The 24723-nt window shown below is 45.2% G+C and carries 23 protein-coding genes; 17 read left to right on the top strand and 6 right to left on the bottom strand.

Annotated features, from left to right (window positions below):
- Positions 1-5: 5 nt before the first annotated feature.
- A complete protein-coding gene (locus OIT45_RS05085; RefSeq protein ID WP_199404753.1) occupies positions 6-884 on the top strand; it encodes an ROK family protein in 879 nt (292 codons plus the stop codon).
- Positions 885-915: 31 nt separating this feature from the next.
- Here the strand turns inward: OIT45_RS05085 and OIT45_RS05080 are convergent, their stop codons facing one another.
- The 4 genes from OIT45_RS05080 to OIT45_RS05065 form a co-directional block, all read right to left on the bottom strand.
- The gene (locus tag OIT45_RS05080; RefSeq protein WP_206767465.1) at positions 916-1293 is read right to left on the bottom strand and encodes a hypothetical protein; all 378 of its coding nucleotides are present in this window, start codon (positions 1291-1293) and stop codon (positions 916-918) included.
- Positions 1286-2599 (bottom strand): Y-family DNA polymerase, encoded by a 1314-nt coding sequence (locus tag OIT45_RS05075; RefSeq protein WP_199404754.1) that lies wholly within the window; start codon positions 2597-2599, stop codon positions 1286-1288. The genes OIT45_RS05080 and OIT45_RS05075 overlap by 8 nt, the downstream gene beginning before the upstream one ends.
- Positions 2600-2778: 179 nt before the next feature.
- Positions 2779-4629, bottom strand: a complete 1851-nt coding sequence (locus OIT45_RS05070; RefSeq protein WP_135797025.1) for an FAD/NAD(P)-binding protein — start codon at positions 4627-4629, stop codon at positions 2779-2781.
- On the bottom strand, positions 4629-5294 hold the full coding sequence (locus OIT45_RS05065; RefSeq protein ID WP_199404755.1) for an NAD(P)H-hydrate epimerase: 666 nt from the start codon (positions 5292-5294) through the stop codon (positions 4629-4631). The genes OIT45_RS05070 and OIT45_RS05065 overlap by 1 nt, the downstream gene beginning before the upstream one ends.
- A 151-nt stretch (positions 5295-5445) precedes the next feature.
- Between OIT45_RS05065 and OIT45_RS05060 the strand changes: the two genes are divergently transcribed.
- The 4 genes from OIT45_RS05060 to OIT45_RS05045 all read left to right on the top strand — a co-directional run bounded on the left by OIT45_RS05060 (position 5446) and on the right by OIT45_RS05045 (position 8253).
- Complete coding sequence (locus OIT45_RS05060) at positions 5446-5784, top strand: hypothetical protein (protein WP_135797027.1); 339 nt, start codon at positions 5446-5448, stop codon at positions 5782-5784.
- 127 nt (positions 5785-5911) lie between these two features.
- Positions 5912-6616, top strand: a complete 705-nt coding sequence (locus OIT45_RS05055) for an MIP/aquaporin family protein (protein ID WP_199404756.1) — start codon at positions 5912-5914, stop codon at positions 6614-6616.
- A gap of 152 nt (positions 6617-6768) precedes the next feature.
- Positions 6769-7680, top strand: a complete 912-nt coding sequence (locus OIT45_RS05050; RefSeq protein WP_135797028.1) for an NADP-dependent oxidoreductase — start codon at positions 6769-6771, stop codon at positions 7678-7680.
- Between the two features lie 87 nt (positions 7681-7767).
- Positions 7768-8253 carry a phosphatidylglycerophosphatase A gene (locus tag OIT45_RS05045; RefSeq protein WP_004560183.1) on the top strand — a complete coding sequence of 162 codons (486 nt, stop codon included), beginning with the start codon at positions 7768-7770 and terminating at the stop codon, positions 8251-8253.
- A gap of 52 nt (positions 8254-8305) precedes the next feature.
- Here the strand turns inward: OIT45_RS05045 and OIT45_RS05040 are convergent, their stop codons facing one another.
- The gene (locus OIT45_RS05040; protein ID WP_004560182.1) at positions 8306-8446 is read right to left on the bottom strand and encodes a hypothetical protein; all 141 of its coding nucleotides are present in this window, start codon (positions 8444-8446) and stop codon (positions 8306-8308) included.
- A 331-nt stretch (positions 8447-8777) separates the two neighbouring features.
- Here OIT45_RS05040 and OIT45_RS05035 point away from each other — a divergent pair, with 331 nt between their 5' ends.
- From OIT45_RS05035 to OIT45_RS05000, 8 genes are all read left to right on the top strand, one after another.
- A complete protein-coding gene (locus OIT45_RS05035; RefSeq protein ID WP_199404757.1) occupies positions 8778-10142 on the top strand; it encodes an MFS transporter in 1365 nt (454 codons plus the stop codon).
- Between the two features lie 141 nt (positions 10143-10283).
- A complete protein-coding gene (locus OIT45_RS05030; protein WP_199404758.1) occupies positions 10284-11198 on the top strand; it encodes a GRP family sugar transporter in 915 nt (304 codons plus the stop codon).
- Positions 11199-11920: 722 nt separating this feature from the next.
- On the top strand, positions 11921-13246 hold the full coding sequence (locus OIT45_RS05025; RefSeq protein ID WP_199404759.1) for an APC family permease: 1326 nt from the start codon (positions 11921-11923) through the stop codon (positions 13244-13246).
- A 180-nt stretch (positions 13247-13426) separates the two neighbouring features.
- Positions 13427-14137 carry a WxL domain-containing protein gene (locus OIT45_RS05020; RefSeq protein WP_264330362.1) on the top strand — a complete coding sequence of 237 codons (711 nt, stop codon included), beginning with the start codon at positions 13427-13429 and terminating at the stop codon, positions 14135-14137.
- Between the two features lie 87 nt (positions 14138-14224).
- Entirely contained in the window at positions 14225-15256 is a 1032-nt protein-coding gene (locus tag OIT45_RS05015; protein WP_264330361.1) for a DUF916 and DUF3324 domain-containing protein, read from the top strand.
- A 17-nt stretch (positions 15257-15273) separates the two neighbouring features.
- The gene (locus OIT45_RS05010) at positions 15274-15600 is read left to right on the top strand and encodes a hypothetical protein (protein WP_199405010.1); all 327 of its coding nucleotides are present in this window, start codon (positions 15274-15276) and stop codon (positions 15598-15600) included.
- A complete protein-coding gene (locus OIT45_RS05005; protein WP_199405011.1) occupies positions 15597-16565 on the top strand; it encodes a WxL protein peptidoglycan domain-containing protein in 969 nt (322 codons plus the stop codon). The genes OIT45_RS05010 and OIT45_RS05005 overlap by 4 nt, the downstream gene beginning before the upstream one ends.
- Positions 16555-18675, top strand: a complete 2121-nt coding sequence (locus tag OIT45_RS05000) for an L-type lectin-domain containing protein (protein ID WP_264329965.1) — start codon at positions 16555-16557, stop codon at positions 18673-18675. Before OIT45_RS05005 ends, OIT45_RS05000 begins: the two co-directional genes overlap by 11 nt.
- A gap of 39 nt (positions 18676-18714) precedes the next feature.
- Here OIT45_RS05000 and OIT45_RS04995 read toward each other — a convergent pair whose 3' ends face one another.
- Positions 18715-20106, bottom strand: a complete 1392-nt coding sequence (locus tag OIT45_RS04995) for an amino acid permease (protein ID WP_199404962.1) — start codon at positions 20104-20106, stop codon at positions 18715-18717.
- A 477-nt stretch (positions 20107-20583) separates the two neighbouring features.
- On the opposite strand from OIT45_RS04995, the gene OIT45_RS04990 reads away from it, so the two are divergent.
- The 4 genes from OIT45_RS04990 (at position 20584) to OIT45_RS04975 (ending at position 24610) form a co-directional block, all read left to right on the top strand.
- Positions 20584-22002: an APC family permease gene (locus tag OIT45_RS04990; RefSeq protein ID WP_135797038.1), complete on the top strand. Its 1419-nt coding sequence runs from the start codon at positions 20584-20586 to the stop codon at positions 22000-22002.
- Positions 22003-22142: 140 nt separating this feature from the next.
- Positions 22143-23132, top strand: coding sequence for an asparaginase (locus OIT45_RS04985; protein WP_199404963.1), 990 nt, complete (start codon positions 22143-22145; stop codon positions 23130-23132).
- Positions 23133-23192: 60 nt separating this feature from the next.
- Positions 23193-23564, top strand: a complete 372-nt coding sequence (locus OIT45_RS04980; protein WP_161690173.1) for a YdbC family protein — start codon at positions 23193-23195, stop codon at positions 23562-23564.
- Positions 23565-23914: 350 nt separating this feature from the next.
- The gene (locus OIT45_RS04975) at positions 23915-24610 is read left to right on the top strand and encodes a hypothetical protein (protein ID WP_199404964.1); all 696 of its coding nucleotides are present in this window, start codon (positions 23915-23917) and stop codon (positions 24608-24610) included.
- The last annotated feature ends 113 nt before the right edge of the window (positions 24611-24723 follow it).

The raw sequence follows: 24723 nt of genomic DNA, 5'->3' as shown, positions 1-24723 counted from the left end.
AAAATATGGCACTTTTGGGAGCTATTGAAGCAGGTGGTACAAAGTTTGTGGTTGCAGTGGCAGAACTGGAGAATTCTGATGTTGTCGTTGCACGTGAAAGTTTTCCAACCCTGGATGGCGCGGGGACGATTGCACAGGTGATTGATTTTTTTGATCGCTATGATGATATCGCAGCCATCGGGATTGCTGCGTTTGGACCAATTGATATCAATCCGGACAGTCGTACGTATGGATATGTCCTAGATACACCGAAGCGAGGTTGGTCGGGCTATGATTTTCTAGGTGCGATGAAGGCATGGCGTGATATTCCGTACTACTGGACGACAGATGTGAATGGCGCCGGCTGGGCTGAGTATGTGTCAGGTGCAGCGAAGGACGTTGAAAATGTCGTGTATCTGACGGTTGGAACGGGCGTTGGTGCCGGTATTATTCAACATGGGCACTTGTTAAGCGGTAATTCACACCCTGAAGCTGGGCACATTATGATGCGTAAGCACCCACAAGATAGTTATGTTGGTCACTGCCCATTCCACGGTGACAACTGCTTGGAAGGGCTAGCAGCTGGTCCGGCCATCGAAGACCGTTGGCAAGAATCAGCTAAGTCGTTGCCGGATGATCACTTGGCGTGGGAAATCGAAGCGTACTACTTGGCGCAAGCAGCCGTTACGTACACGGTTATTTTGCGCCCAGATCGCATTGTATTTGGTGGTGGAGTGCCTCACCGTGAAGTATTGTTACCAATGGTGCGTAAGTCATTCGCAGAACAGTTAGCAGATTACCTACCAGTTGATGACCTGGATAAGTACTTGGTGACGGTCGGAAACGGTGATAACGCCGGTATCCTAGGTTGCTTCTACTTGGCAAAGCAATTGGTTGAAGCTTAATTAATGAAAAACGCAGTGATTCGCGATTGAATCACTGCGTTTTTTTCACCCACCATAAATTTGCTAACGGTATACCGGTGCCACCGATAATGATGTCTGATTCAGTATAACCGGTGACTAAACCGGTTATAATCGGTGGCACCGCACCATCTGTATCTGAATAATTTTCTTGCACGGCTACTTCTTCGTGTCGGCCGAAAGCATCGAATATGATGGCAGTCATGTCAGCTAAGCTCATTTCTGGCATGCGTTTGCGATTTTGACGGGCAAATTCTAAGGCTTCCTTCTTTTTGACGTCCTCAGTGTGGTCAGACAGGTAGTAGCCTTGCCATTTCACCATGCCGCGATCTTGATAATCGTGGCTGAAAAAGTAGGCTGCCCGTTCGAACATGTCCTGTTCATCATCCATAGGCGTTTCCTCCGTTGTGACCACCAACCAAACCGATGCGGTTAAGCATTGTACCACCGGCAACGCTAGAGCTTTTAAAGACAGCGCCAACGCCGAATTTTTTGCGAATATCATCAATGACGGTATCGATGGTTCGTTGGCGTGTATTAATCACGACCGGGGTAAACAGGTCGATTTGCTCAACGCCTTCAGGAGCCAGTCGGCCGGCGCTGACGTAAACGTTGCGCACGACTTGTCCCTCATAATGTTGCCTAAAAATATCGCGGAGTGCATTAGTGATTGGCAAACTAAGATTAGTCGCATCAATTGTTAGTTGACCCCCAAAACCGTGCGTTTGATTCGTTTCTCGATATCCAAAGCCGATGCCAAGGCTAATCTGACTCGCGACCATGTGTTTGGCGCGCAGACGACTCGCGACTTGCTCGCCGATTTCACGAATCACAACTTCAATTTCGGTTGGATTGTCGTAGTCGCGAGGGAGAACTTGCCCGTTGCTAAATGAACTTTCCTTTGGTCGATATTTTTGTTTAATCAAACTACGATCGATTCCCCAAGCCAGTGCGTATAGTTCAACGCCTTTAACGCCGAATTTTTCTTTAAGACGGTAAGGGTTAGTTGCAGCCAAATCGCGCATTGAAAAAATCCCCAAGCGACGCAATTTTTTAGCGGTACGTGACCCTATACTCCAAACGTCATCAAGTTTTTCGATAGGCCATAAAACGTCGGGAATAGTTTCATAATGCCATTCACCAATTAAATCATCTGCATGCTTAGCGGTTAAATCAAGTGCCATCTTAGCCATTGCAGGGTTGTCACCAATGCCGACGGTTAGGTAGATGCCAGTTGCATCACGAACCTCTTGTTGAATGATGCGTGCGACTTCGTAATCGGTCAGGGTGCGATGATATTTGGACTCTAAATAACGCCAACTATCGGTCAAATCAAGCAACGATTCGTCGATTGAATAGATGTGTAAATCTTCTTCGGCGACAAACTTCCGATAAATGTCATTAATTTGTTTGTTTTTTTGAATATAGTAGTTCATACGAGGTTGCACAATGGCCAGGCGCGGATCGCGGGGCACATCACGCTGTCGCATAACGTTAGACACCCCGAGAACCTTTTTGGCCTGGGGCGAGGCAGCTAAGACAAGACCGCCATTTGTGTTTTCTTGTTGACTCATCACGACCAGGAGTGACTTGAGGGGATTGAGTCCTAAATCGACACTTTCAACGCTCGCGTAAAAGCTTTTTGAGTCGATAACCATCACGTGCCGGGCGGTTTCTTTTTGGTAGACATCGACCATCAGAATGACCTCTATTTATGTATATTAGGTTTATCCTAATGTTAGGATAAACCTAATATACACCCTTTAGAAAATCTTTGCAAATACGAAAACGCTTGATACAACTGTGTTTTTAACAAAAAATAGCACCAACCCGCATGGTTATGCGAGTTGGTGCTATTACTTTTAATGTCTAATTATTAACCAAAGATGTGGTAGGCGATGTTTTCGGCATCACGCAAGTTCTTGTCGTTAACACCTGAACGAGGTGCGAACGTCGTAAACCATGACCAACCTTCAGTGGGAACACCCCATACGTACAAGCCGTCGACTTCGTTATCGTTTTCATCGATAACAACCAACGTTTCCTTGTTCATGCGCGTACCACCGACAACATAAGTTGAGCCATCGGCCTTCGTGTATTCTGCAGCGCTCAAAACGCCACGATCACGCAAGTTAGCAACCAATGGGTTAACTGAGTTTGCCAATGAAACAGCGAACAAGCGGGCCTCAACTAGGTTGTTAACAGCCCATGAGTTACCACGGTTATCCGTTGCTAGGTAGTGATCGTCTTGGACAGAAACAGCCAAACCAGGGCCGGCAATCGTCAACACGCCGGCTTCGATCAAAGCACGCATTTGCTCAACACGTAGGACAGGAGGTCCAACGGAAATCAATGAGTTGAATGGGTTGAACTTTGAAAGGAACTTAGCATACTCATCAGCTGACAAGTAACCAGCATCCAAGTAGTGACGGATGATACCACGAACGTCACGCAACATATCGAAGGCACCAGCATATGGTGCATCGTTGTTACCTTGGTAAGCATCGTTGATGTCCCAAGTTAGGTAGTTCATCATGAAGTCGCTGTATTCAACTTCAGCAGGTACGTCGTTAACTGGGTTCAAAATACGTTCCCAATCCATGATGTACTCTTCGGAAACACCAAACTTACGGGCAGTTTCGTTCAAGTTGTCACTCTCGGCCAAAGCGTTCATAAACGTTTCAGCGTTAAATGGCCATGTCACACCCAAATCGTTAATCGTGTTTTGGTAGTGCTTGTACTCCAATTCCTTACGCAACAACGTAAAGAATTCATCGTAAGACACTTGACCGTTTGACTTTGCAGCCAAGGCGTCCAAGTTTTCGCTCGTAAAGAACTTTGGTTGGTAACCTTCAGCTTCAACCTTTTGGTTAACACCACGGGCGTGCATAGGCAATCCCTTGCGAGAACCGGCGATCATGTGTGGCTCCTTACCTGATGGCAAGTAGTACAAGACTCCGTTGTTATCACGAGAAAAACGGCCGCCACGGCTAATCGTCAACTTAGCGATGTAGTCGAAGAAGCTCAATCCCAAACCACGCAAAACAACCTTTTCGCGTGCTGGCACGGCATCCAAGTCGGCTTCAGATGGGTGTGTTGGCGCGACGTACAACAAGTCAGCGTTTTCATCTGCTGCGGCAGCGAAAACCTTTTGCTCGTCGTCCAAGTCGTTATCAACGTGACCCAAAGCCATAACAACATGATCAGCCTTAACTGATGAATTGTCTTCCAAAGTTACCGTGTAGTCATCACCATTCTTCACAACATCTGAAACAGACTTGCGCTCGTATGACAATGTCACGTTAGCTGGTACGTGGGCACCCAAGTGTTCAAAGAACCATTGTGAGTACACACCAAACAAGGCACGTGAAGTGAAACGGTTAGGGTTAATGCGCGTCAACTCGTCCAAGAAGTAGGCTTCGTTTTCGAAGTTGTGCATCTTAACGTATTCCTTACCGTAAGTTACAGCCCACTCGTAGAAGTTAGGTCCGTATAGGGCAGTAGATGCATGGTTAGGAACTGATGGATCTGTGAACAACGTCAATTGTTGTGTCACAGTGTTCATCAAAAATGTTGGATCTTGATCTGGATTCCAAACACGACCTCCAATGGGGAATGGGTCGTATAACGTAATGTCTACGGGGTCAGTCGTCTTCTTGGCGTGCGCCATCAAGCGCTCAACCAACGTCAAGTTTCGAGGACCAGCTCCGACCAATGCAATATTCATTAGTTCTCACTCTCTTCCTGCTTAAATGCTGCTAATTCTTCGGGTGAATAGATACCGATATCCTTCACATAGATGTTACCGGCACGCTTCAAGCCTTCGTTTTGTAGCAACCCTTGCTTTGGGTAGGCAAAAGTTACCGTTGCGGTGGCACGAATGGCAGAGCCAAGGATTTCTCCCGTTGTCGCGTGCAAACCAGAAGGCACATCAACTGAGATAACTGGAATGTTTGCGGCATTTACTCGTTTAATAATATCACCAAGTTTGCTTGGAACGGGCTTAGAAAGGCCAATTCCAAACAAAGCGTCGACGATAACCGTGTAATTACGGAAATCACGGACACGATTTTGCGTTTCAATGCCGTATCCGCGGGCAATCTTCAATTGGGTAGCCGTGTTAGCCGTTGCGCGATGCTCGTCGCCTAGAATAAGTAGGTCAACGTTGACGCCCTTTTGGGTCAACATACGAGCGATAGCCACGCCGTCACCACCGTTGTTACCCAAACCGGCGATGACGAGGACGTTAGCCAAGTCGAATGATCCGGCTGCAAGAACTTCAATCACAGACATTGCGGCGCGCTCCATCAAAACTAATGAGGGCACACCAATTTCTTCGATCGTGTAACGATCGAAGCGTTGCATGTCTTGTGCGGTTACTGCTTCAACCATGAAAAGTAACCTCCTTAATTTAATAGGTATAATAGCAAAAACGTCGTTTAGGACGTTCACAGTTTATTATATCGCAACTCACTGCTAAAATGTCTTTAGGAGCGTGTTTAGATTGACACAAAGTAAGTGAAGGAAAGAAGGACTATTCATAATGAATGAAGGATCAATCCCAGAAGATATGACGCAGGTGGCTGACCGTGTGGCCTTGATGGCAGCACGTGGCTTCCCAGTTAGTGAAGATGATGTTATCAAGGAGGCTCTAAAGCTAGGCTTCCAAGATATTATCGACGAGCGCATGGAAGGTAATTACTTTACGGTTCGTTGGGATGAGGATTTCCGCGCACTACAAGTATTCGGTATTGGTAACGCCTATGAAGGTGAAGCAAAGCCGGAAGATGACCAACCTAGCTATATCGACCAATTTAAGGCAAACGCAATGAATGTTTGGCTTGCACTAGACCGTGCGGCAAGTAAAATTATTGGTCGTTAAACTTAAAATTCTTTTAATGACAAACCTTAAAGCTGAATTTAAGACTAGTTGTGTTATATAGTAGGGACAGAAATTATTAACACTGTACGCTTGTCGTACAAATGTATATTAAGGGAGTTTTTTTATCATGGAAAACATGCGCAAGTATCTTGCTGAGTTCTTCGGAACGTTGATGTTGGTTGCCATGGGAACTGGCGTTGTTGTCTTCGTTGGAACTCAAACTGGTCCATTGCCAGTTGCTTTGGCCTTTGGTTTGGCTGTTGTAGCCGGAGCATACGCCTTTGGTTCAATCTCAGGTGGTCACTTTAACCCAGCCGTTTCATTTGCTGCAGCCATTAACGGTCGCATCTCATGGATGGACTTCTTGGGTTACGTTGTTTCACAAATCATCGGTGCCTTTGCAGGTTCAGCTGTTGTTTTGGGATTCATGAAGGCTTTCGGTGCTCCAGCAGCAACGATTAAGCAAGTTGGATTTGGTCAAACAAACTTTACGTCACCAATTTCATTCTTGTCAGCTTCATTGATTGAAGCATTCTTGACGTTCGTCTTTGTCTTGGTAATCTTGATGGTTACGGCTAAGAAGAACGCAGCTATCTCATCAGTTGCCCCATTGGTAATTGGTTTGACGTTGGCTGCTTTGATTATGCTTGGTTTGCAAGCAACTGGTGGTTCATTGAACCCTGCTCGTTCATTGGCACCTGCTGCCTTCCTTGCAATCTTCGGGTCATCAGCTGCGATTACTAACATTGGTGCTTACATCGTAGGTCCATTGGTTGGTGCCGCTTTGGCAGCCGTAGTTGCTAAGTTTGGTTTGGGTTCTGAAGAAGACTAATAATCAATCATTAAAATACGCATCGTCCAAGTGACGATGCGTATTTTTGTTTTCAGGACAAAAATAATGCCTTTATTTTGTACACTCGGTAGGAAAGAGGCTAAAATAAAATCAACAAATCAAGATTGGTCAAACCAAGGAGGGATTTCATCATGAAGGCAGTACAAATTAAGGAATTTGGGGACGTTGATGTACTTGAGGAAGTTGAAGTCGACACACCTAAGATTTTGAAGAAGCAAGTATTGGTTAAGAATCATGCAACTGCAATTGATCCTTATGACGTGAAGTTTGTGCAAGGGTTGATGGGTGAGGCTGACAAGCTACCATTGATTCCTGGCTCAAGTGTCGTAGGTGAAGTAATCGCAGTTGGTGAAGAAGTAACTGACTTCAAGGTTGGTGATCGCGTTGCTGCAACGCGTCACCACCAAACGTACGCTGAAGAAGTTCCGGTTGGCCAATCTGCAGTTGCTAAGGTGCCAGATGGCGTTGACGACGTTCACGCAGTTGCGGCCGTTGTCGGTGCAGCGACTGGGTACCAAATGATTACGGATGACTTGGATGTGCAACCTGGTCAAAAGGTTTTGATTCAAGGTGGTGCCGGTAGTGTTGGTTCTGTCGCCATCCAAGCCGCTTTGAACCGTGGTGCAATTGTTTACGCAACGGCTAAGCCAGCCGACTTTGACTATCTAAAGTCATTAGGTGATGTGACGCCAGTTGACTATCACACCGCTTATGAGAATGAGTTGTCAGACTTTGATGCTGTGTTGGATACAATCGGTGGGGATGTTGCTATTCAATCAGCTAAGGTGTTGAAGCAAGGTGGTAAGTTGCGTAACTTGACTGGTTTCGATGAAGAAGCCATCAGCAAGTTTGATATTGATGCAGCTCACACTTATCAAAACGGCAAGCGCCCCAACTTGGCAGCGTTGTTGGATGATATGGCTGCCGGTAAGATTGTTGTTAAGGTTGGCGATGTTAAGCCATTCTCAGTTGAAGCATTGCGCGAAGCACACGCAGCAGCTCGCCAAGCTTCATTGGCAGGTAAGACGGTATTTACCTTTTAATTAAAGATTAAAATCAGGCGATTGTTTCACGTGGAACAACCGCCTGCTGTTATTTATTGATAGAATAACTATCGGGGGATTTTCAACATGCTATTTACAGAACGCGATTATTATGAAGATGTTGTTGCGATGCTTAACGCACGCGGTGTTGAGTTGAAGGATATTGCAGAGTTGGTCTTGTTTGGTCAACGCGCCATTATTCCTGATTTGACGATGGATGATGCGATTGATTCAGTGCAACACGTTTTGCACAAGACCGAAGTGCAAGATGCGGTTATGACCGGTCTTGCTATCGATGATTTGGCAGAAGCAAAGCAATTGCCACAACCATTGCAAAGTCGTATCGACCGCGACCACGGAACATACGGCATTGATGAGCAACTAGTGATGTCAATTTTGGGTGTGTACGGCACGATTTCATGGACTAACTTTGGTTACCTTGATCGTATGAAGCCAGGTATCGTTGGGCGCTTGAATGACGAACAACACCGTGGTGGGCGCGTGAACACGTTTATTGATGATATTGTGTCAGCCATTGCAGCTGCAGCACAAGCGCGTATCGCGCACGATTAAAAAATAGGACGCACAGCCAAATGGTTGTGCGTCCTATTTTGCATAGTCAGAATTACATAATGCCGTTTGCCTTGGCTGCTTCGATCAAATCAAGCTCCTTGGCACTTTGAACAGGTGTTGGTGTACCGTCAACGTTAATTGACTCAATCCCCTTCTTTTCCAACAACTTCTTCAACTTATTCTTTTGTGACATAATTCCATTACCTCCTGCACATTAATTGCGCGTCAGGTGTTTGGCCCGGCGTGTATGTCTACGTTTATTAGTGTAGCGCTTTATCGTTGATTTGTTAAATCATGTGTTTAAACGCTTTGGGAAAGTTTACATGTTAATTTTTCTTGCATGGTGTATTCAAAAGGCGTAGCATGGTTTCTCGTAGTTTTGTCTCTCATATAGGGGAGAGATACATAAAGCAGACTGGGAATGTCGGAGTTTTTAGACCAACAGCTGCTGTGATAAAGATATCCGACCGATTGTTTCACATGAAACAATCAGATTGAGAAAAAATAGGATCAAAGGTGGGAAAATGAGTAGAGAGATAAAAGTCGCTTTATTGATGGCGGCTAGTTTGTTCATGGATGTCATGGACGGTACGATTGTCACGACCGCATTGCCGAAGATGGCACAGAACTTTAACGTGTCAGCTGCCACAATTAGTCTGCTGGTAAGTACATATATGATTGCAGTCGCTGTGTTTATTCCGTTGAGTGGTTGGATTGCGCAACGTTTGGGCAATAAGCGTATTTGGCTATTGGCGGTCGCTTTGTTTACGGTTAGTTCATTGGGTAGTGCCTTAGCGCCAAACTTCGCTGTGCTGTTAACGATGCGTGTGATTCAAGGGCTCGCTGGTGCTATGATGACGCCAACAGCGCGCTTGATTGTGTTGGAAAAGACGCCGGCTAATCAGTTGCTACGCATGATTAGTTATCTAGTGTGGCCATCGTTGGTTGCGCCAGCCTTGGCACCGGTAATCGGTGGTATGTTCGTCACATACTTCACGTGGCACTGGATTTTCTTGATTAATTTGCCAATTGGCATTGTCGCCTTTTTGATTGGGATGCATTTGTTGCCAAAGGATGAGGTTAAGCAAGCGCGTGCCTTTGATGTGCGTGGCTTCGTTGAGTTGGCCTTAGCATCAGTTGCTTTGCTAGCAGGGGCAGAAATGGTCGCTCGTACCGGTGCGGTTGTTTGGTACGGCTTGATTCTGGTAGTCATTGGTATCTTGTTGGGTGTGAATGTCTTCTTCCATTTGCGTAAGGCTGAGAATCCATTATTCTCAGTTGATGCCATGAAGGTACCGACGTTCCGTGTCTTCCAAACTGGTGGGACAATCTTCCAAGTTACGATTGCTAGTTTGCCATATGTTTTGACGGTATTGCTCCAAACGGTATTTGGCTGGACGGCTGCGCGTGCCGGATGGTATGTGCTGTTTATCTTCGTCGGTAATATTGGTATCAAGCCATTCACGAATCCGATCATTCGCAAGTTGGGATTCCGCGGTGCGCTGGTTGCCTCATTCTCAATGCTAGCTTTAAGTTCATTTGCCTTGGCATTGGTACGTCCAACATCACCAGCAGTTTGGATTATGTTGTTGGCATTGATTTCTGGTGTCGGCCGTTCATTGGCGTTTACGTCATATAACGGTTTGCAATTCACTGAGATTGCGCCGGAAGACCGTAACGGAGCCAATACGTTGACGGCTGTTACGCAAAGTATGGGACAAGGATTGGGTATTTCATTGATTACTGTGATTATCCACTTGTTCCAAACGCATTTCTCATTGCAGGGTGCGTACTCATGGGGCTTTGTTATCTTGGGTATATTCGCCATTATCCCGATGTTGGAGATTTTGACGTTGCCTAAGGATGCGGGTTCAGAAGCAATTCAATAGCAAAAAACTAGACCAATTGTCAGAAATGGTATACGCCAATTTGACGATTGGTCTATTTTGTTCCCTTTTTAATTCGTGCTGTTAATTAGCGGTGCTATAGTAATTTACATTGATTACTAGAACGAAAGAGAGAATTGGTACATGTCAATTATGTTTGCTTTGATTCCTGCAGTTTTGTGGGGTGCAATGGGGATTGTGAACGGCTGGGCTGGTGGTCGTGTCGCAAATCAAATTTTGGGTGGTGCACTTGGATCACTTGTATTTTCAATTGTAGTTGGCGTGTACGCATATATCGAAGCACCAACCACATCGGTTGTGTTCAGCATGGCGGGATTGACGTACGTTCTTTCAGGAATCGCCTGGGCAGCGGGAACGAGTTTCCAACTAGCGGCCTTTAAGAAGATGGGTGTTTCCCAAGCTTCAGGGTTGAACACCGCAGGACAAATTGCTGTGAATGCCTTGGTCGGTGCAGCTGTGTTTGGTGAATGGACTGGCGCACACCAATGGACAATCGGATTGTTGGCTATCGCTTCAGTTATCGTCGGTGTGTTCTTGATTTCAGGTAAGCCGTCTAACTTGAACAAAGATGGTGTTCGTCTGACAGCTATTTCAGTTTTCGCCTACATGATTTACTTTATGATTCCTAAGACGGTTGCCATTCTTGATTTGGTTCACGTCAACACAGGTACGTTGCACAACACAATGGCCTTGTCATTGCCAATTGCCATCGGACAAACAATCGGTGCGTTGGTCTTCGGTATCATCATCTTCAACGGTGGTAACTTGAGCTTGCCATTGTTGACGAAGGAAACGGCTAAGAATGGAATCGCCGGTGTGATGTGGGGAACTGGTGAAGTGATGATTCGTTTGGCAGTGTTAAATCCAGCGGTTGGACAAGCCAAGGCATCAACGTTGTCACAAATGGGAATCATTGTTTCAACGATGGGTGCCATCATCATCTTGAAGGAGCGCAAGACGAAGCGCCAAATCATCGGAATTGGAATCGGTGCAATCTTCGTTATGCTAGGTGGTATCTTGGTTACAATGGCCGGTTAATATGTGGGTTTTAATCCATCATTCGTGTGGTTGCGGGTGATGGATTTTTTGTGGTTTGTGTCCAGCACAAGATAATAGGTTGAGCTGTTCATTCATGCGTTTTACGAAGGATGACAATCCAAAACAGATTAGAATATCTCGATTGCTGGCATGGTGGGTGGTTGGGCTGGTGGTGCGGAGATCCTGCGATATTAGCCGGTGACCAAGCGAAGGAAGGAGCACCAGGAATCACTTAGCAGCAGTGGATTTAAAGCCGACAGGCGCCGGAACACACTGAGGCTTAGTGAGACCGGGACTCCGTCGCCACCAGCTTATATTGTAGGACGGAGCACCGCCAGCCCAACCGCCCACCATGCCTCGTCACGCCAGTGGCGACACACAACATTATTTAAATTCCAAAAACCGCAAAAATTAAAAATGTAAACAAAATGAGAAAAAGCTAGACAAACCCTATACCTAGATGATAAAGTTCTAACCATACTAAAAACGCCAAAAGGAGGGCAGACCTATGAATAACCGAATTAGCACAGCTATGATCATGACGACGTCCTCTGACTCAACCACCCGTTTGTGGTTGAGTAACTTTGACGTGCAATAATAATTGTATTTCACAAAGCCACTCAACCATGTTGGTACCCTTATACATAGACTGTATAGGTATACCAGGGGTTGGGTGGCTTTTTTGTATACTTAGGGGCTTAAGGAAAGATGAGGTAGGCATTATGGCAGGCAATGAACGACATTTGAAACGCTCAATGGGTGTTTGGACGGGTATTTCAATCGTTATCGGAACGGTTATTGGATCAGGCATTTTCTTCAAGCAAGGGCAAGTTTTGGAGACTGCTGGTAGCACAACGGGTGCTTTGTGGGCCTGGATTGCTGGTGGTGTGGTAACGTTGGCAGCCGGTTTGACGATTTCTGAAATCGGCGCACACATCCCACAAACGGGTGGTATCTACATATATATGGAAAAGCTTTATGGTAAGTTTTGGGGCTTCTTGACGGGTTGGACACAAGTTGTTGTCTATGCACCGGCCATCGTTGCCTCGATCTCAGCTTACTTTGCTTACTTGTTTGCGAACTTCTTCGGCTTGCCCGAGAGTAGTGTCGTATGGATTGGTTTGGCGGCGCTGATTTTGGTGACAGCGATGAACTCATTGGATAATCGCATTGCATCGATGTTCCAAGTTGCGACGACGAGTATTAAGTTGATTCCAATTGCCGTGTTGATGGTGTTTGGTTTGTTCTTCGGGAAGGCTGATGCGTTGGGTCAAACGGTTTCACAGTTGTCATCAACGGCAACGGGAAACTTTGGAATGGCTGTGTTGGCGACGCTGTTTGCGTACGACGGTTGGGCAACATTGACGAATTTGGGTGGTGAATTGAAGGACCCTCGACGTAACATTCCGCGTTCAATTATCTGGGGTGTCTTGATTGTCATGATTGCCTACGTTGGTGTGTCATACGGTGTTTACCGTGCGATGCCAGCTGATCAAATCGTGAAGTTGGGTAACAATGTTACGTTTGAAGTTGCTAAGTCGGCATTCGGCGAATTAGGTGGTCGTTTGTTGTCAGTTGGTATCTTGGTATCAATGGCTGGAACGTTAAATGGTAAGATGCTAGCATTTCCTCGAATGGTTTATGCAATGTCACATGATGGTGTCTTGCCTAAGTTCTTGGGAACGTTGAACAAGGCACAAGCGCCAGTTGGGGCGCTTTGGACGACGGCTGTATTGGCTGGCGCATTGATGTTCACGTCAAAGGCTGACTGGTTGTCAGATATGGCCGTGTTTGTTATCTGGTTGTTCTACACGGCAACGTTCTTTGGTATTTTCATCTTGCGTGCTCGTAATAAGAAGGCTGGTTTGGAGAAGGATCCGGAAGTATTTAGTGTACCGCTGTTCCCGTTCATCCCGTTGGTTGCCATCTTGGGTGCGTTGTTTATCTTGGTAAATACGTTGATTTCAAGTTTCACGATGGTTTTGATTTCATTTATCTTCGTGGGTGTTGGCGTACCGGTTTACCTCTACTATAAGAATAAGCAGTAATTTGAAAGGCAATTGTGATTTGTTCACGATTGCCTTTTTTCTATATGTATTGATTAGTGGGATGAAGTGGTTAATTAAAAATTTCATTTTTGACAAAAAACAGTGCCGACTAATTGTAAGTAATTTAGGTAATATCATCTTGTACTTAAGTTACAAATAAGATTTTTGAGGTGAGGAACTATGTCATACAAGTCAATTTTGGCTAGTGCTGCCGCTTTGGCAGCTGTAGTGGGAACTACTGGAATTGTTGCAAATGCTGATTCAACTTTGCCAGCAGCTACGAGCACAACTAAGAACGATGCAAAGGGATCTGTATCAGGTAACTCAGATGCCACGGTAAAGGTTCAAGAAGGATTCTTGACTTTGGATGCTGTGCCTGACATGAACTTCGGTTTGACGGCGCAATCAAAGACGGCAAACAAGAACTTGCCATTGATTAACAACCAAGGTTTGATTTCTGATGATGGAAATGATTTAGGACTTTTGAAGGTTACGGATTCACGTACATCAACATCAACTTCAGGGGCGGATGGTTCAACGACAACAACGACAATGCCTTGGCAATTGACGGCAACGTTGGGTGACTTTGCTAACGTTGACGGTACTGCCGTTGCAAACCTTTCTGACTGGGCAATCAACTTGAAGCAAACTTCAGGTGAGAACACGTCAGGTAAGATGCCAAGCTTGTACCAACCAAAGCTTGTTTCAGGTGACAAGACGCAACACCGTGTCATGCAATCAGCACAAGGTACGGGTTACGGAAGCACGAGTGTTTACTACAACAAGGCTAACACGGCATCATTGGACATGGGTGCTAACGTACCAGCCGGTCAATACGATGCGCCTATTACATGGACACTAAACGCAACGCCTAATGCTTCGGTAAACTAAAACTTCGCATCTTTTTAGGGACCCTGAATAAGGGTCCTTTTGTTTATTTAGGGGTGAAACTGATACAGAGGGAGAAAAATAACCATCATGACAATGACGTTTAAGCGTTTATTGAAGCCGCTATTTATGGTGTTAGCGATGTTGCTTGTGTTCCCGTTTAGTGCGGTAACCGCTCATGCAACCGGGACATCAGAAATAGCGATTGCGCCGGTATATCCAGAAAATCAAATTGCGCAGAACGGTATTTTTAATTTAAAGGTAACACCTGGTCAAAAAGAAACCATCAAACTTAAGATCGCTAATTTATCTAAGGAAGATCAAAAAGTAACGATTCAGCCAACGACATCATACACGGCTGATTTGGGCGTTTTGTCGATTGATCGTGTAAAAGCACCTAAAACGACTACGGCACCGGTGAAGTTCCGCAATATTGTTCGCAAGGCGGATCACAAAAAGACCGTCACGATTCCCGCTAACGAAATTGTGGAAGTGCCGTTTACGTTTACGACACCAAAGAAGCCGTTTGAAGGTGTTGTGGTAGGTGGTTTATTAGTAAAGTCAGCGACTGAAGAAAATCCGTTAACCCACAAAGGTGTGAGCGTAAAGAATAAGTTTGCTTACACGATGTCGGTTGTTTTGAAAGAAGAAGACAAAACAGCTGAGTCTGATTTGAAGTTGGGTGAAATTAAAGCCGGTCGTGTTGGCACAGATATTAAGGTGAAGTCGGTTTACAAGAATATCAAGCCAGCCATTATCAGTGATATGACGGTGAACGCCACGATTACGACTAAAGATGATGGCAAAGTGATGGGTAAGACGACGGAAACTGGGTTGAGCATGGCGCCAAATTCTAGTTTCAAGTTCACCAATAATTGGGGCAAGAAGACGATTAAGCCTGGAGACTATCACTACAAAGCCGAAGTACAAACAGCTGATGGACACCATTGGACGTTAGAGAAGGACTTTACGGTTGATATTGCAGATGCAGTTGTGATTAATGATCACTACAACCCATGGATTAAGTGGATTATCTTGGCCGTTATTTTGATTATTTTGATTTTGGCAATTTGGTACTACATCCACCGTAAAAAGAAGGCGGAACAGAATCAAGCAAGTTAAGTTTTAAAGGAGGAGGAATGATGCGTAAAAAAGTGGGGATGCTATTGTCAGGGATCCTATCACTAGCGCTGTTGGCGGCACCAGTTAATACGATGCATGCAGAAACGTATGGTCATTCAGATGCCGGTGTTGGTGTAAAAAATAAAACAGCTGATCAGAGTCAAACACAAAGCTCTGAAGATGATTTAAGCAACAGTAATCGACCAACTGTCATCGTTGAACAAACACAATTGCCAGAGACGAGCGCCATGATGAAGGGCGGCGTTTCGACGCTGGTTGTGATTTTAATTGGGTCAATGGGTTATGCCTGGTATTTGACTCGCGATAAAAAGCAAGAAAAATGACAGTAGCGATGAAGAAATGGGGGATTTTGAGCCTTAGCTGTTTATTGGGATTGTTACTGGGGGCTAATGTGTCGGCGACAACGCTGAAAGGTCAGGATTTAACCGTCACGCCTGTCATTAGCGAATCAGTGTCGCAGGCAAAGCCGAATATTTATAGTTTTCACTATGAAGCGGACCATGACTATACTGTTGAAGCTGATATCACGAATACGGGGACTGAAAAGCGCCGCTATCAAGCAGAGATAGAAGATGCCTATACAAATCAGAATGGGCAACTAGTATATCGTGATACCGACAAGCGTCAAGGTATTCGTAAGTTGACTGATAAACCAAAACAAACGGGGACCATCGCACCAAATGAAACGAAACATATCACGTTTCATTTAAAAACGGATCAAGAACCATTTGACGGGGTGAAGATTGGCGGTTTACGTGTGACAGAGTTAGCCCAGTCATCAAAGAATGATATTAAAAATAATATCTCACTCATTACTAGTATCGTGATGGCGACAAGTGAAACTGAAACGACGGCTGTAAGCGGTCTTGATGTCACCAATGTGGCTGATGTTTTCACGACAACTAAGCGAGGTTACGAATTTAAATTCGACAATGATACAGCGCAGTTGTTGACTGGGGTTCAGGCAACGTTGACGTTATATAACCACAACAAGAAAGTTGCTGAAAAGACGTTGCAGCCAATTACAATCGCGCCGAAGTCGCCATTTAAGCTGTTTTTGCCAGTAGATGGCCGTCCAGATGCGTTTACCAAAGCAACTGTGACGTTTAAAAAGGATGATCAAGAAAAAACGGTAGCGTTTAATAATATAAAACCATCGCCGGGTACGACGGATAAACCCGAAAAGCATAATTGGACGCCTTATTATTGGGGTGGCGGGCTGCTCGTGACTGGTATTGCTGGTGGTGAATATTACTTAGTGAAAAGGAGGAGCCGTGATGGAGCATAAACATGGCCGGCTGCGAACGATGGTGATGTTGGCTGCTGTGTTGCTGGGATTCATTGGTGTGCCGGTAGGACTAGCGCCGGGGCTAACGGATACGCAGTCTAACGATGTTAAGGCAGCAGGTGTTGTGCCGGCACCACCGTCATCAGGTCCGAACGTGGCTGGAAATTTTTATATCAATGGTTACACGCCGAAACAGGATGATCAGTATCGCAACATGCAAATCATTTCTGACGGGACAAAAAGTACCTATGAAACCATGTGGTATAAAAATCCCGTCAATATTAATAAGCCCTTTCAGACCAAGTTCTATATCTATATGGCAGGAGGTGCCGACGGACTAACGTTCACCTTGCAAGGTCAGGGGCCAACTGCGCTTGGTCAGAACGGTGAAAGTCTGGGTGTCTATGGAACGATTCGTAATAGCACTTACAGTGGTTATATTCGCAATGCCCTAAGTGTGGAATTTGACCCCTATCCCAACGCGGACTATAGTGATTCGCAAGTTGTTAATCAACTTGGGCGATCAGGTCACGTCGCATACGTCCATCCTGATGAGTATGGTAGTACTGGCTTCTTTGGTGGCGGTAAGAAGTATATGAAGCACTATTCGCCTTTTAAGGCTAATATGAATGATGCGAAATGGCACTCTGTTGTTATTACATGGACGCCGAACACATCGACTGGTCAAGGGACGATGAATACGACATTTGATGGCGCAAATGTGGGAGACCACACAGTCAAACTATCGCAATTTGGTAATGGTAATGTCTACTGGGGATTTAGTGGTTCAACTGGAGCTGAATCAATGATTGGAGCCGTTGCTTATACAGAAGTTATTCAGCAACCTAATTTAACGAAGCTGGTTCGCAATGTAACGGCTGGTGAGACTGAGTTTAAAGATAGTACAACGGCAAAAGTTGGTGATACGTTAGAGTATCAATTTGTGGTTAAAAATTCAAAGTTGAATGGACTTGGAAATACCTGGGAAGATGTTGAAATCAACGATGATTTACCAGATGGCATTACGACGTTGGATGGACAAAAACACATTCAACTATCGGTTGGTGATGTTCCGGTGGATGGTCGGGTAACGAAGACGGTTCAAACCAAGGTGACGGTGAATGAGGATGTTGCCTTGCGTAATACCGCTTTGGCAACCGGCTCAAATTACTACGTGTCACCGACGACTTTGTTATCAAATGATGCGATTGTGAATGTTCAGAAGCAGGAAAATGCAAATCCAGTTACGCTGACTATTCAAAATCAGTTGTTTAATACGACGTATCCGGATGATCACAATACGGCCAACACAACTATTAACAGTGTCTTGCCGGGTGATCAAGTTCGGTATGTGACGGATATTAAAAATACTGCTGAGGCATCATCAATGACGAATGGTGTTTATCGCTTCGAAGTGCCGGCGGGTACAGTGTTCAATCAGGTACAGCTAGGTGATAAGACGCTCACAGCTGGCACTGATTATACGGTGACGCACCAAGGTACCACTGATGTTGTGTTCGTAAATAATGTTAACTTTGTTGGTCCAGGAAGTCTTAAGTTTACCGCTGACGTGACAATTGGGGATGCTGGTGGTAAGCAACCTTCCTTTGACACGTTGCCGTTTGTATCGGGAAACAATCCGGACGGGACGAAATTTACGACTAACGGAACTAACATGACAATTAATTACACTGATAATATGCTCAAATTCACGCCGAAAAACATTGATTATGGTGCGCATCCGTTTGTGAATACAGACCAAGTATTCGATCGCACGGATGCGACGAATGCGCCAAATACAGTTGTTGATGTGAAAGACACCCGTCGTGACAAATCAGCGCTCAAGGTATTTGTTAGCCAAGATGCACCGTTCAAGATGATGGATAATATCAATGCCGTCTTACCATCGAAGTTACGTTACTATGAGAATGGTAACTTCACAACGTTGGAGAGTGATGGGGTACAGATTGGCCAAACAAACGCGGGGCAAGCATTGTCAGCAATTAGTTGGCAGAAAAATGACGGCCTGAGACTGTATGCTAACGGTAATAATTTCATGCCTGGTAGTTACCAGACCACGTTAACTTGGACAGTGGTTAACGGGTACTAAAAAAACAACGCCTTACATACGTAAGGCGTTGTTTTTTAGTTATTCAGCAACTCGCTGGTGCTTATTCGTAGCGAAGAAGAAAATTGATAGCAAAATCAAGAATCCGGCACCAATCATAACTGAGATACGCGTCTCAGGATTGATGAACATGAAGACAACGATTAGCAACAAGGCGAAGATGGCAAAGTAATTTGATAGTGGATAAAGTGGCATTTTGAATGGGTGATCCTTCAGCAGTTCTTTGTTTGAACGGCGGAATGACAATTCTGACCACAAAATAACGAACCAAGGCACCATACCAGGCAAAACACTTGAGCTATAAACAAGCACAAAGATGTTCGCCGTAGACTTACTGTAGATTGATAGCACTGTGTTCAAAATCAAACCAAGCAAGATACCACCTGAAATTCCCAAGATTGAAACGTAAGGTACTTGATGTGAAGACAACTTTTGGAAGATGCCTGATGTTTCGTTGTCACGAGACAACTTGTACAACATACGGCTTGAACTGTAGATACCAGAGTTAGCACCTGACATGGCAGCCGTCAAAACAACGAAGTTAATGATTCCTGCGGCACCAGCGATACCAACCTTTGAGAACGTCTCAACGAATGGTGAACCAACAGCGGCCAATTGGTTCCAAGGGTAAATCGTCACGATAACGAAAATGGCCCCGATGTAAAAAATCAAGATACGCCAAACAACCGACTTAACTGACTTAACGATGGCGTTACGTGGATCAGCCGCTTCACCAGCAGTGATACCAAGCACTTCGATTCCTTGATATGAACCCACGATAATTGAAAGTGAGAAGATGAATCCCTTTACACCGCCGGTGAAGAAACCACCGTGTGACCAGAGGTTTGAAAGACCGATAGCGTGCCAGTGGTTACCTAGACCTAGGAAGATAACCATCACACCGATGACAATCATCAAAATAATCGTCACCACCTTAATCATTGCGAAGTAGAACTCCATCGTACCGTATGCTTTAGCGGAAGCAAGGTTCGCCAGTGTCAACGTGGCGATGACCACGATGCCGGAAACCCAGCCGGGGAGGTTTGGCCACCAGTAATTCAAATACGTACTAACGGCAATGACTTCACTAATACCAACCACGATATATTGGAAGACGTTACTCCACTTGGTTAGGTAACCAGCCAACGGGTGAATATAATTAGTTGCATAATCGGCAAATGAACCGGTCGTTGGGTTAATGAAAATCATCTCACCCAAGGCGCGCATCACGAGGTAAAGAAGCAACCCGACGAATGCGTATGCTAGCAAAACTGAAGGTCCAGTCCACTTAATGGTAGAAGTCGATCCCATAAAGAGTCCGACTCCGATTGTGCCACCAAGGGCAATCATCTGCATTTGATTTGACGTCAGGGAGCGCTTAAGCTGCACTTCCTCTGGTTTTTTATCTGCCATATTCCTGTTCTCCTCTGTGTATACAAAAAGACCGTCCAACCGAACGCGCACCGCAATGGGGTGTCGAACTGGTTGGACGGTCTGTTAATATCGTTTGTTAACAGCACATTAAATATCCCAACCAGCAAAAATGGTGGTTGAGGTGGTGGTTGTCATACCAACAAGTTGATTTGCGTTAATGAAATCGTTCATCATGATGACGACCACCCTTTCTGTACTTAATAATTAGAAGTTTATCATTATTACTTTTAGTGTGCAAGCTAAAAAGGCGCGTAAAATTTCTCAGACGGTTAAACGTTTTTATGAAAAATATTTAATAAAAAGTCGGAAATATCCGAGAATTAGGCGTTTCTGGTGCCTAATTATGTTGACAGTAAACGGTTTTAAATGTAGAATAATCACATCATTTTTTAATTATTTAGAGTGCAATAATAGTGTTTTAGGTTATTAGTTTTAGTAGTGAAACGAGGAGTTTTTATGGAACAAAAGAGTTTGTTCTCGCGCATGGCGCGAAAGGAAGACCCGCAAAATTACGCTGACAAGGATGGTCATTTGAAGCCAGTCCTTGGCATGCGTGAGATGATTGCCATGGGTGTTGGAACTGTTGTTGGGGCTGGTATCTTTACAATGCCTGGAATCGTGGCTGCTGATTATGCAGGTCCTGCGGTTGTCTTGTCATTCGTAATCGCCGCTGTTATCGCTGGTTTGTCAGCGTTGGCATATTCAGAATTTGCTTCTGCAATGCCATTTGCCGGATCAATCTACTCATGGGCAAATGTTATTTACGGTGAGTTCGTTGGTTGGTTGTCAGGATGGGCTGTTTTGGCGGAGTACTTGATTGCCTTGGCGTTGATTTCAGCATCATGGTCATCTTATTTCCAAGGATTCTTATCAGGATTTGGGATTGCTCTTCCTAAGGCGCTAACGGCATCATTTAACGCTGGTAACGGTACTTGGTTCGACTTATTCGGTGCTTTGTCATTGTTGGTTGTTGGTCACTTGGTATCACGTGGTGTTAAGGGGGCAGCCAAGATCGAAAACTGGTTGGTTATCGGTAAGATTGCGGTTATCGTCTTGTTCATCGTTGTTGGTGCCACGGCAATTCAATTGCAAAACTGGTTGCCATTCGTACCAAAGCACGTACCTGGTACGAACTTTGGTGGTGTCCACGGTATCTTCATGGGTGCAGCACAAGTCTTCTTCGCTTACATCGGATTTGACACAATTGCAGCTAACTCAGCCGAAGTTAAGGATGCGCAACGCACGATGCCACGTGCCATTATTGGTACGTTGTTGATCGCAACGGCCTTGTTCGTTGGTGTTGCGGGTGTCTTGACTGGTATGTACAAGTACACGAAGTACGCAAACAACGCTGAGCCTGCTGCTTGGGCATTGCGTGAGTCAGGTCACTTGTTCACAGCTAACTTGCTTTCAGTGGTGGCCTTGGTCGGAATGTTCTCAGGTTTGATTGCCTTGATGATCGGTGGATCACGTTTGGTTTACTCATTCGGTCGTGATGGTTTGATGCCACAAGCATTCGCAAAGTTGGATTCACGTGGTTTGCCATTTAACGCGACGGTGGTTTTGACGGTCTTGGGTGTTATCTTGGGTGCTGTCTTCCCAGTTGGTATGTTGGCTAACTTGGTCTCAGCTGGTACGTTGATTGCCTTTATCGTTGCTTCAGTTGGTATTTTGAAGTTGCGTAAGCGTGAAGATATTGATCACTCAGGCTATAAGATGCCTTGGTACCCAGTATTGCCAATCATTTCAGCGCTTGCTTCATTAGGATTGTTCTTCTCATTGAACAAGGATGCGTTGATTTTGGCGCTTGGATGGGTTGTCATCGGAGCGATTGTTTATGTCTTGTACGGTGCTAAGCACAGTAACAAGGGTTAATGTAAGTTAAATAGAAGGGCGAGTCGCATAGTTGCGACTCGCCCTTTTTGCATGGCACTGATGTGAAAATAAATTGGGCGGACAGGATAACCTGTGCGATAATGAGTGAATAAATAAGTGAAGTAGGGGAGGGTAGGTCAATGAAAGACGTCCTTGTATTAACAACGGGTGGCACAATTGCGTCGACCAAAACAGAGAACGGATTGGCGCCAGGTCTCGATGCTGAAACGTTGATTGGTTATTTTGAACGACGCCCAGGTGTTAATCTATCGGTTGAAAGTGTCATGAGTAAGGACTCGACCAATATGCAACCGGAAGATTGGCTGGATTTAGCGACACGCATTCAACAACATCATGATAACTATGATGCCTTTATTATTACCCATGGTACAGATACGATGGGATATACGGCAGCAGGCCTCTCATACCTCCTCTATGGGTTTGATAAGCCTGTTGTGTTAACTGGGTCGCAAGTACCACTGGGAATGGTTGAGACGGACGCTGTGCGCAATTTGCACGATGCGTTAACTTTTGCCAGTCAAACAGACTTGCAGGGTGTTTATCTGGTCTTTAATGGCCTGGTAATGGCTGGGACGCGTGCAGTAAAGACGAAGTCAAAGAGCTATGATGCTTTTGAGAGTATCAACTACCCATATATTGCCAGTGTGTCCGAGGGTAACATGGTACCGTTGTATCAACCAGAGCCAGAAGAACCGGTGTTAACGCCAAGTATTTCATTGGATCCAAATGTGTTTGTGTTGAAAGCTTTTCCTGGATTGACGGCTGATATCTTCGATTATTTGGCTGCCCATGTTCATGGTGTTATCATTGAGAGTTTTGGAAATGGTGGGTTGCCGTTTGAGCGACGTAACCTAATTCCGGGTATCGAGAAGTTGATCGCAGCGGATATTCCGGTTATTATTACGACCCAAATTTTGGAAGAGGGTCAGGATATTTACCTCTATGAAGTGGGAAAGAAAGTGGCAGACGCTGGTGGGATTACGGCCGGTGATATGAACACAGAAGCAATTGTGGCGAAGTTAATGTGGGTGCTGGCTCAGACACGTGAGCTCGAGACAGTTAAAACGCTCATGCAAACGCCGATTGCGCATGACCTGGATTTTGTATAATACAATTAACGTTACAAAAACTGCCTGTTACAGGCGTTACAAGCAAAAGTGAGGGTGAAAATGGCTGATTTGAAGTATGATGTCCTTGAAAAATTTGGCGTTCTCTCAACGAGCAAAAGCGGTTGGGAAATGCAATTAAACTTTGTACAGTGGGGCGACAATACGCCGAAGTTTGACTTGCGTACATGGTCGCCTGACGGTAGCAAAATGGGTAAGGGTTTGACGTTGACCCACGATGAAATCGTGAAGTTGTATGAGGTGCTTGGTGAAGTGCTTGCAGTTGAAAACGGTGCCCAAGCACCAGTTAAACCTGAGGCGCCGGCTGATGATTATTTAGCCGAAATGTACTACGCTGATCAAGCTGAAGAGGCTGCGGAGGAAGCTGCCGAAGATGCAGAACGTCCAAAGTGGGGTCGCCTAAGCGATTTATAAAGTAGACTGGGAATGTCGGAGGTTTTTAGACCTACGACGTGACCAAGTCGCCCTTATCAGGTGCGTCTTTGGTCTTGCGCCTGACTGAAGTCAGGTGTTTTAGACCAACAGCTGCTGTGATAAAGCAGACTGGGTTTAGATCAACAGCTGCTGTGTTAATTGATTAACGGTATTAATGGTTAGGTATACGACTAATCGCACGTGGAATGAGTTTCCGCGTGCGTTTTTTGTTAGGGCTATTAATTAAGACGTTTTCGATGACAAAATTGCATAAAAGACGTGTCTTAAATGCCTTGATACCGGCGTTTGTCTCCTCTAAACTGAGCTTAACAGATCAAGGGGGATTTGAGATGCGATTATTGGTTGTGGACTTAGGGGAGTTACGTCAAGGGTATGTGGATTGGCAGATGTTTGTTGAGAATCTGCTAGATGCTGGTGTTGAGACACTTGTTTTATTGAATGCGACGCAGCATGCGTCGGCTGGTGCGCCGACTTTATTTGGCAACGGCGTGTTGCCGCGTGATGGTGTCACGCGTGTTTGGGCGGATAATCCAGTTTTGTTGGTTGATGAAGCGTTGCGTGAACAAGGTGAGTATTGGCATTGGGCATGGTCGAGGAGTGATCATCGAAATGCGACGGATTATGGTGTGGCAGTTATCCAGATGGGGTGGATTCGTCGTGTGTGGTGTCGTCCGTTTTCAAGTGGGAATGGGATTCATGTCTTTGATGTTGGCCGCCATGTTGTTGTGGTGCCGACCTTGAGTGGGCGAGGGGAGGTACCATCGGTTGAATTAATCGAAAACACGCATGATTATTTGCATGGTCAACTGAAACCGATGTTTATGCTACCGCCAGAACAGTGGTTGTATCGATTACGTGATTATGATTGGGTGCGTTGTGATGATTTAGCCCAACAGCGGGTGCAATCGATGGGTGATGAAATACCGGTTGTGGTGGATTACGATGCAGCGATTGTGTCGATTGAGCCGTGGCGGACGTTGCTTGATACACCGCTTAAAACGAGTTTGATAAATTCACTTGATTGAGGCTTTTTGCATAATGCAAATGATGTGTCAGCTGACTTTGTATAACGTTGGTATTGGATTGGGCTGTGGTCTGCCTCTGAATAGTTGTATAATGTAAGGAACAACTACGATTG

Source organism: Weissella sp. LMG 11983, assembly GCF_025908495.1.
Taxonomy (GTDB): domain Bacteria; phylum Bacillota; class Bacilli; order Lactobacillales; family Lactobacillaceae; genus Weissella; species Weissella fermenti.
The sequence above is the reverse complement of the archived record's forward strand: the minus strand, read 5'-3'. Positions and strand labels throughout refer to the sequence as shown.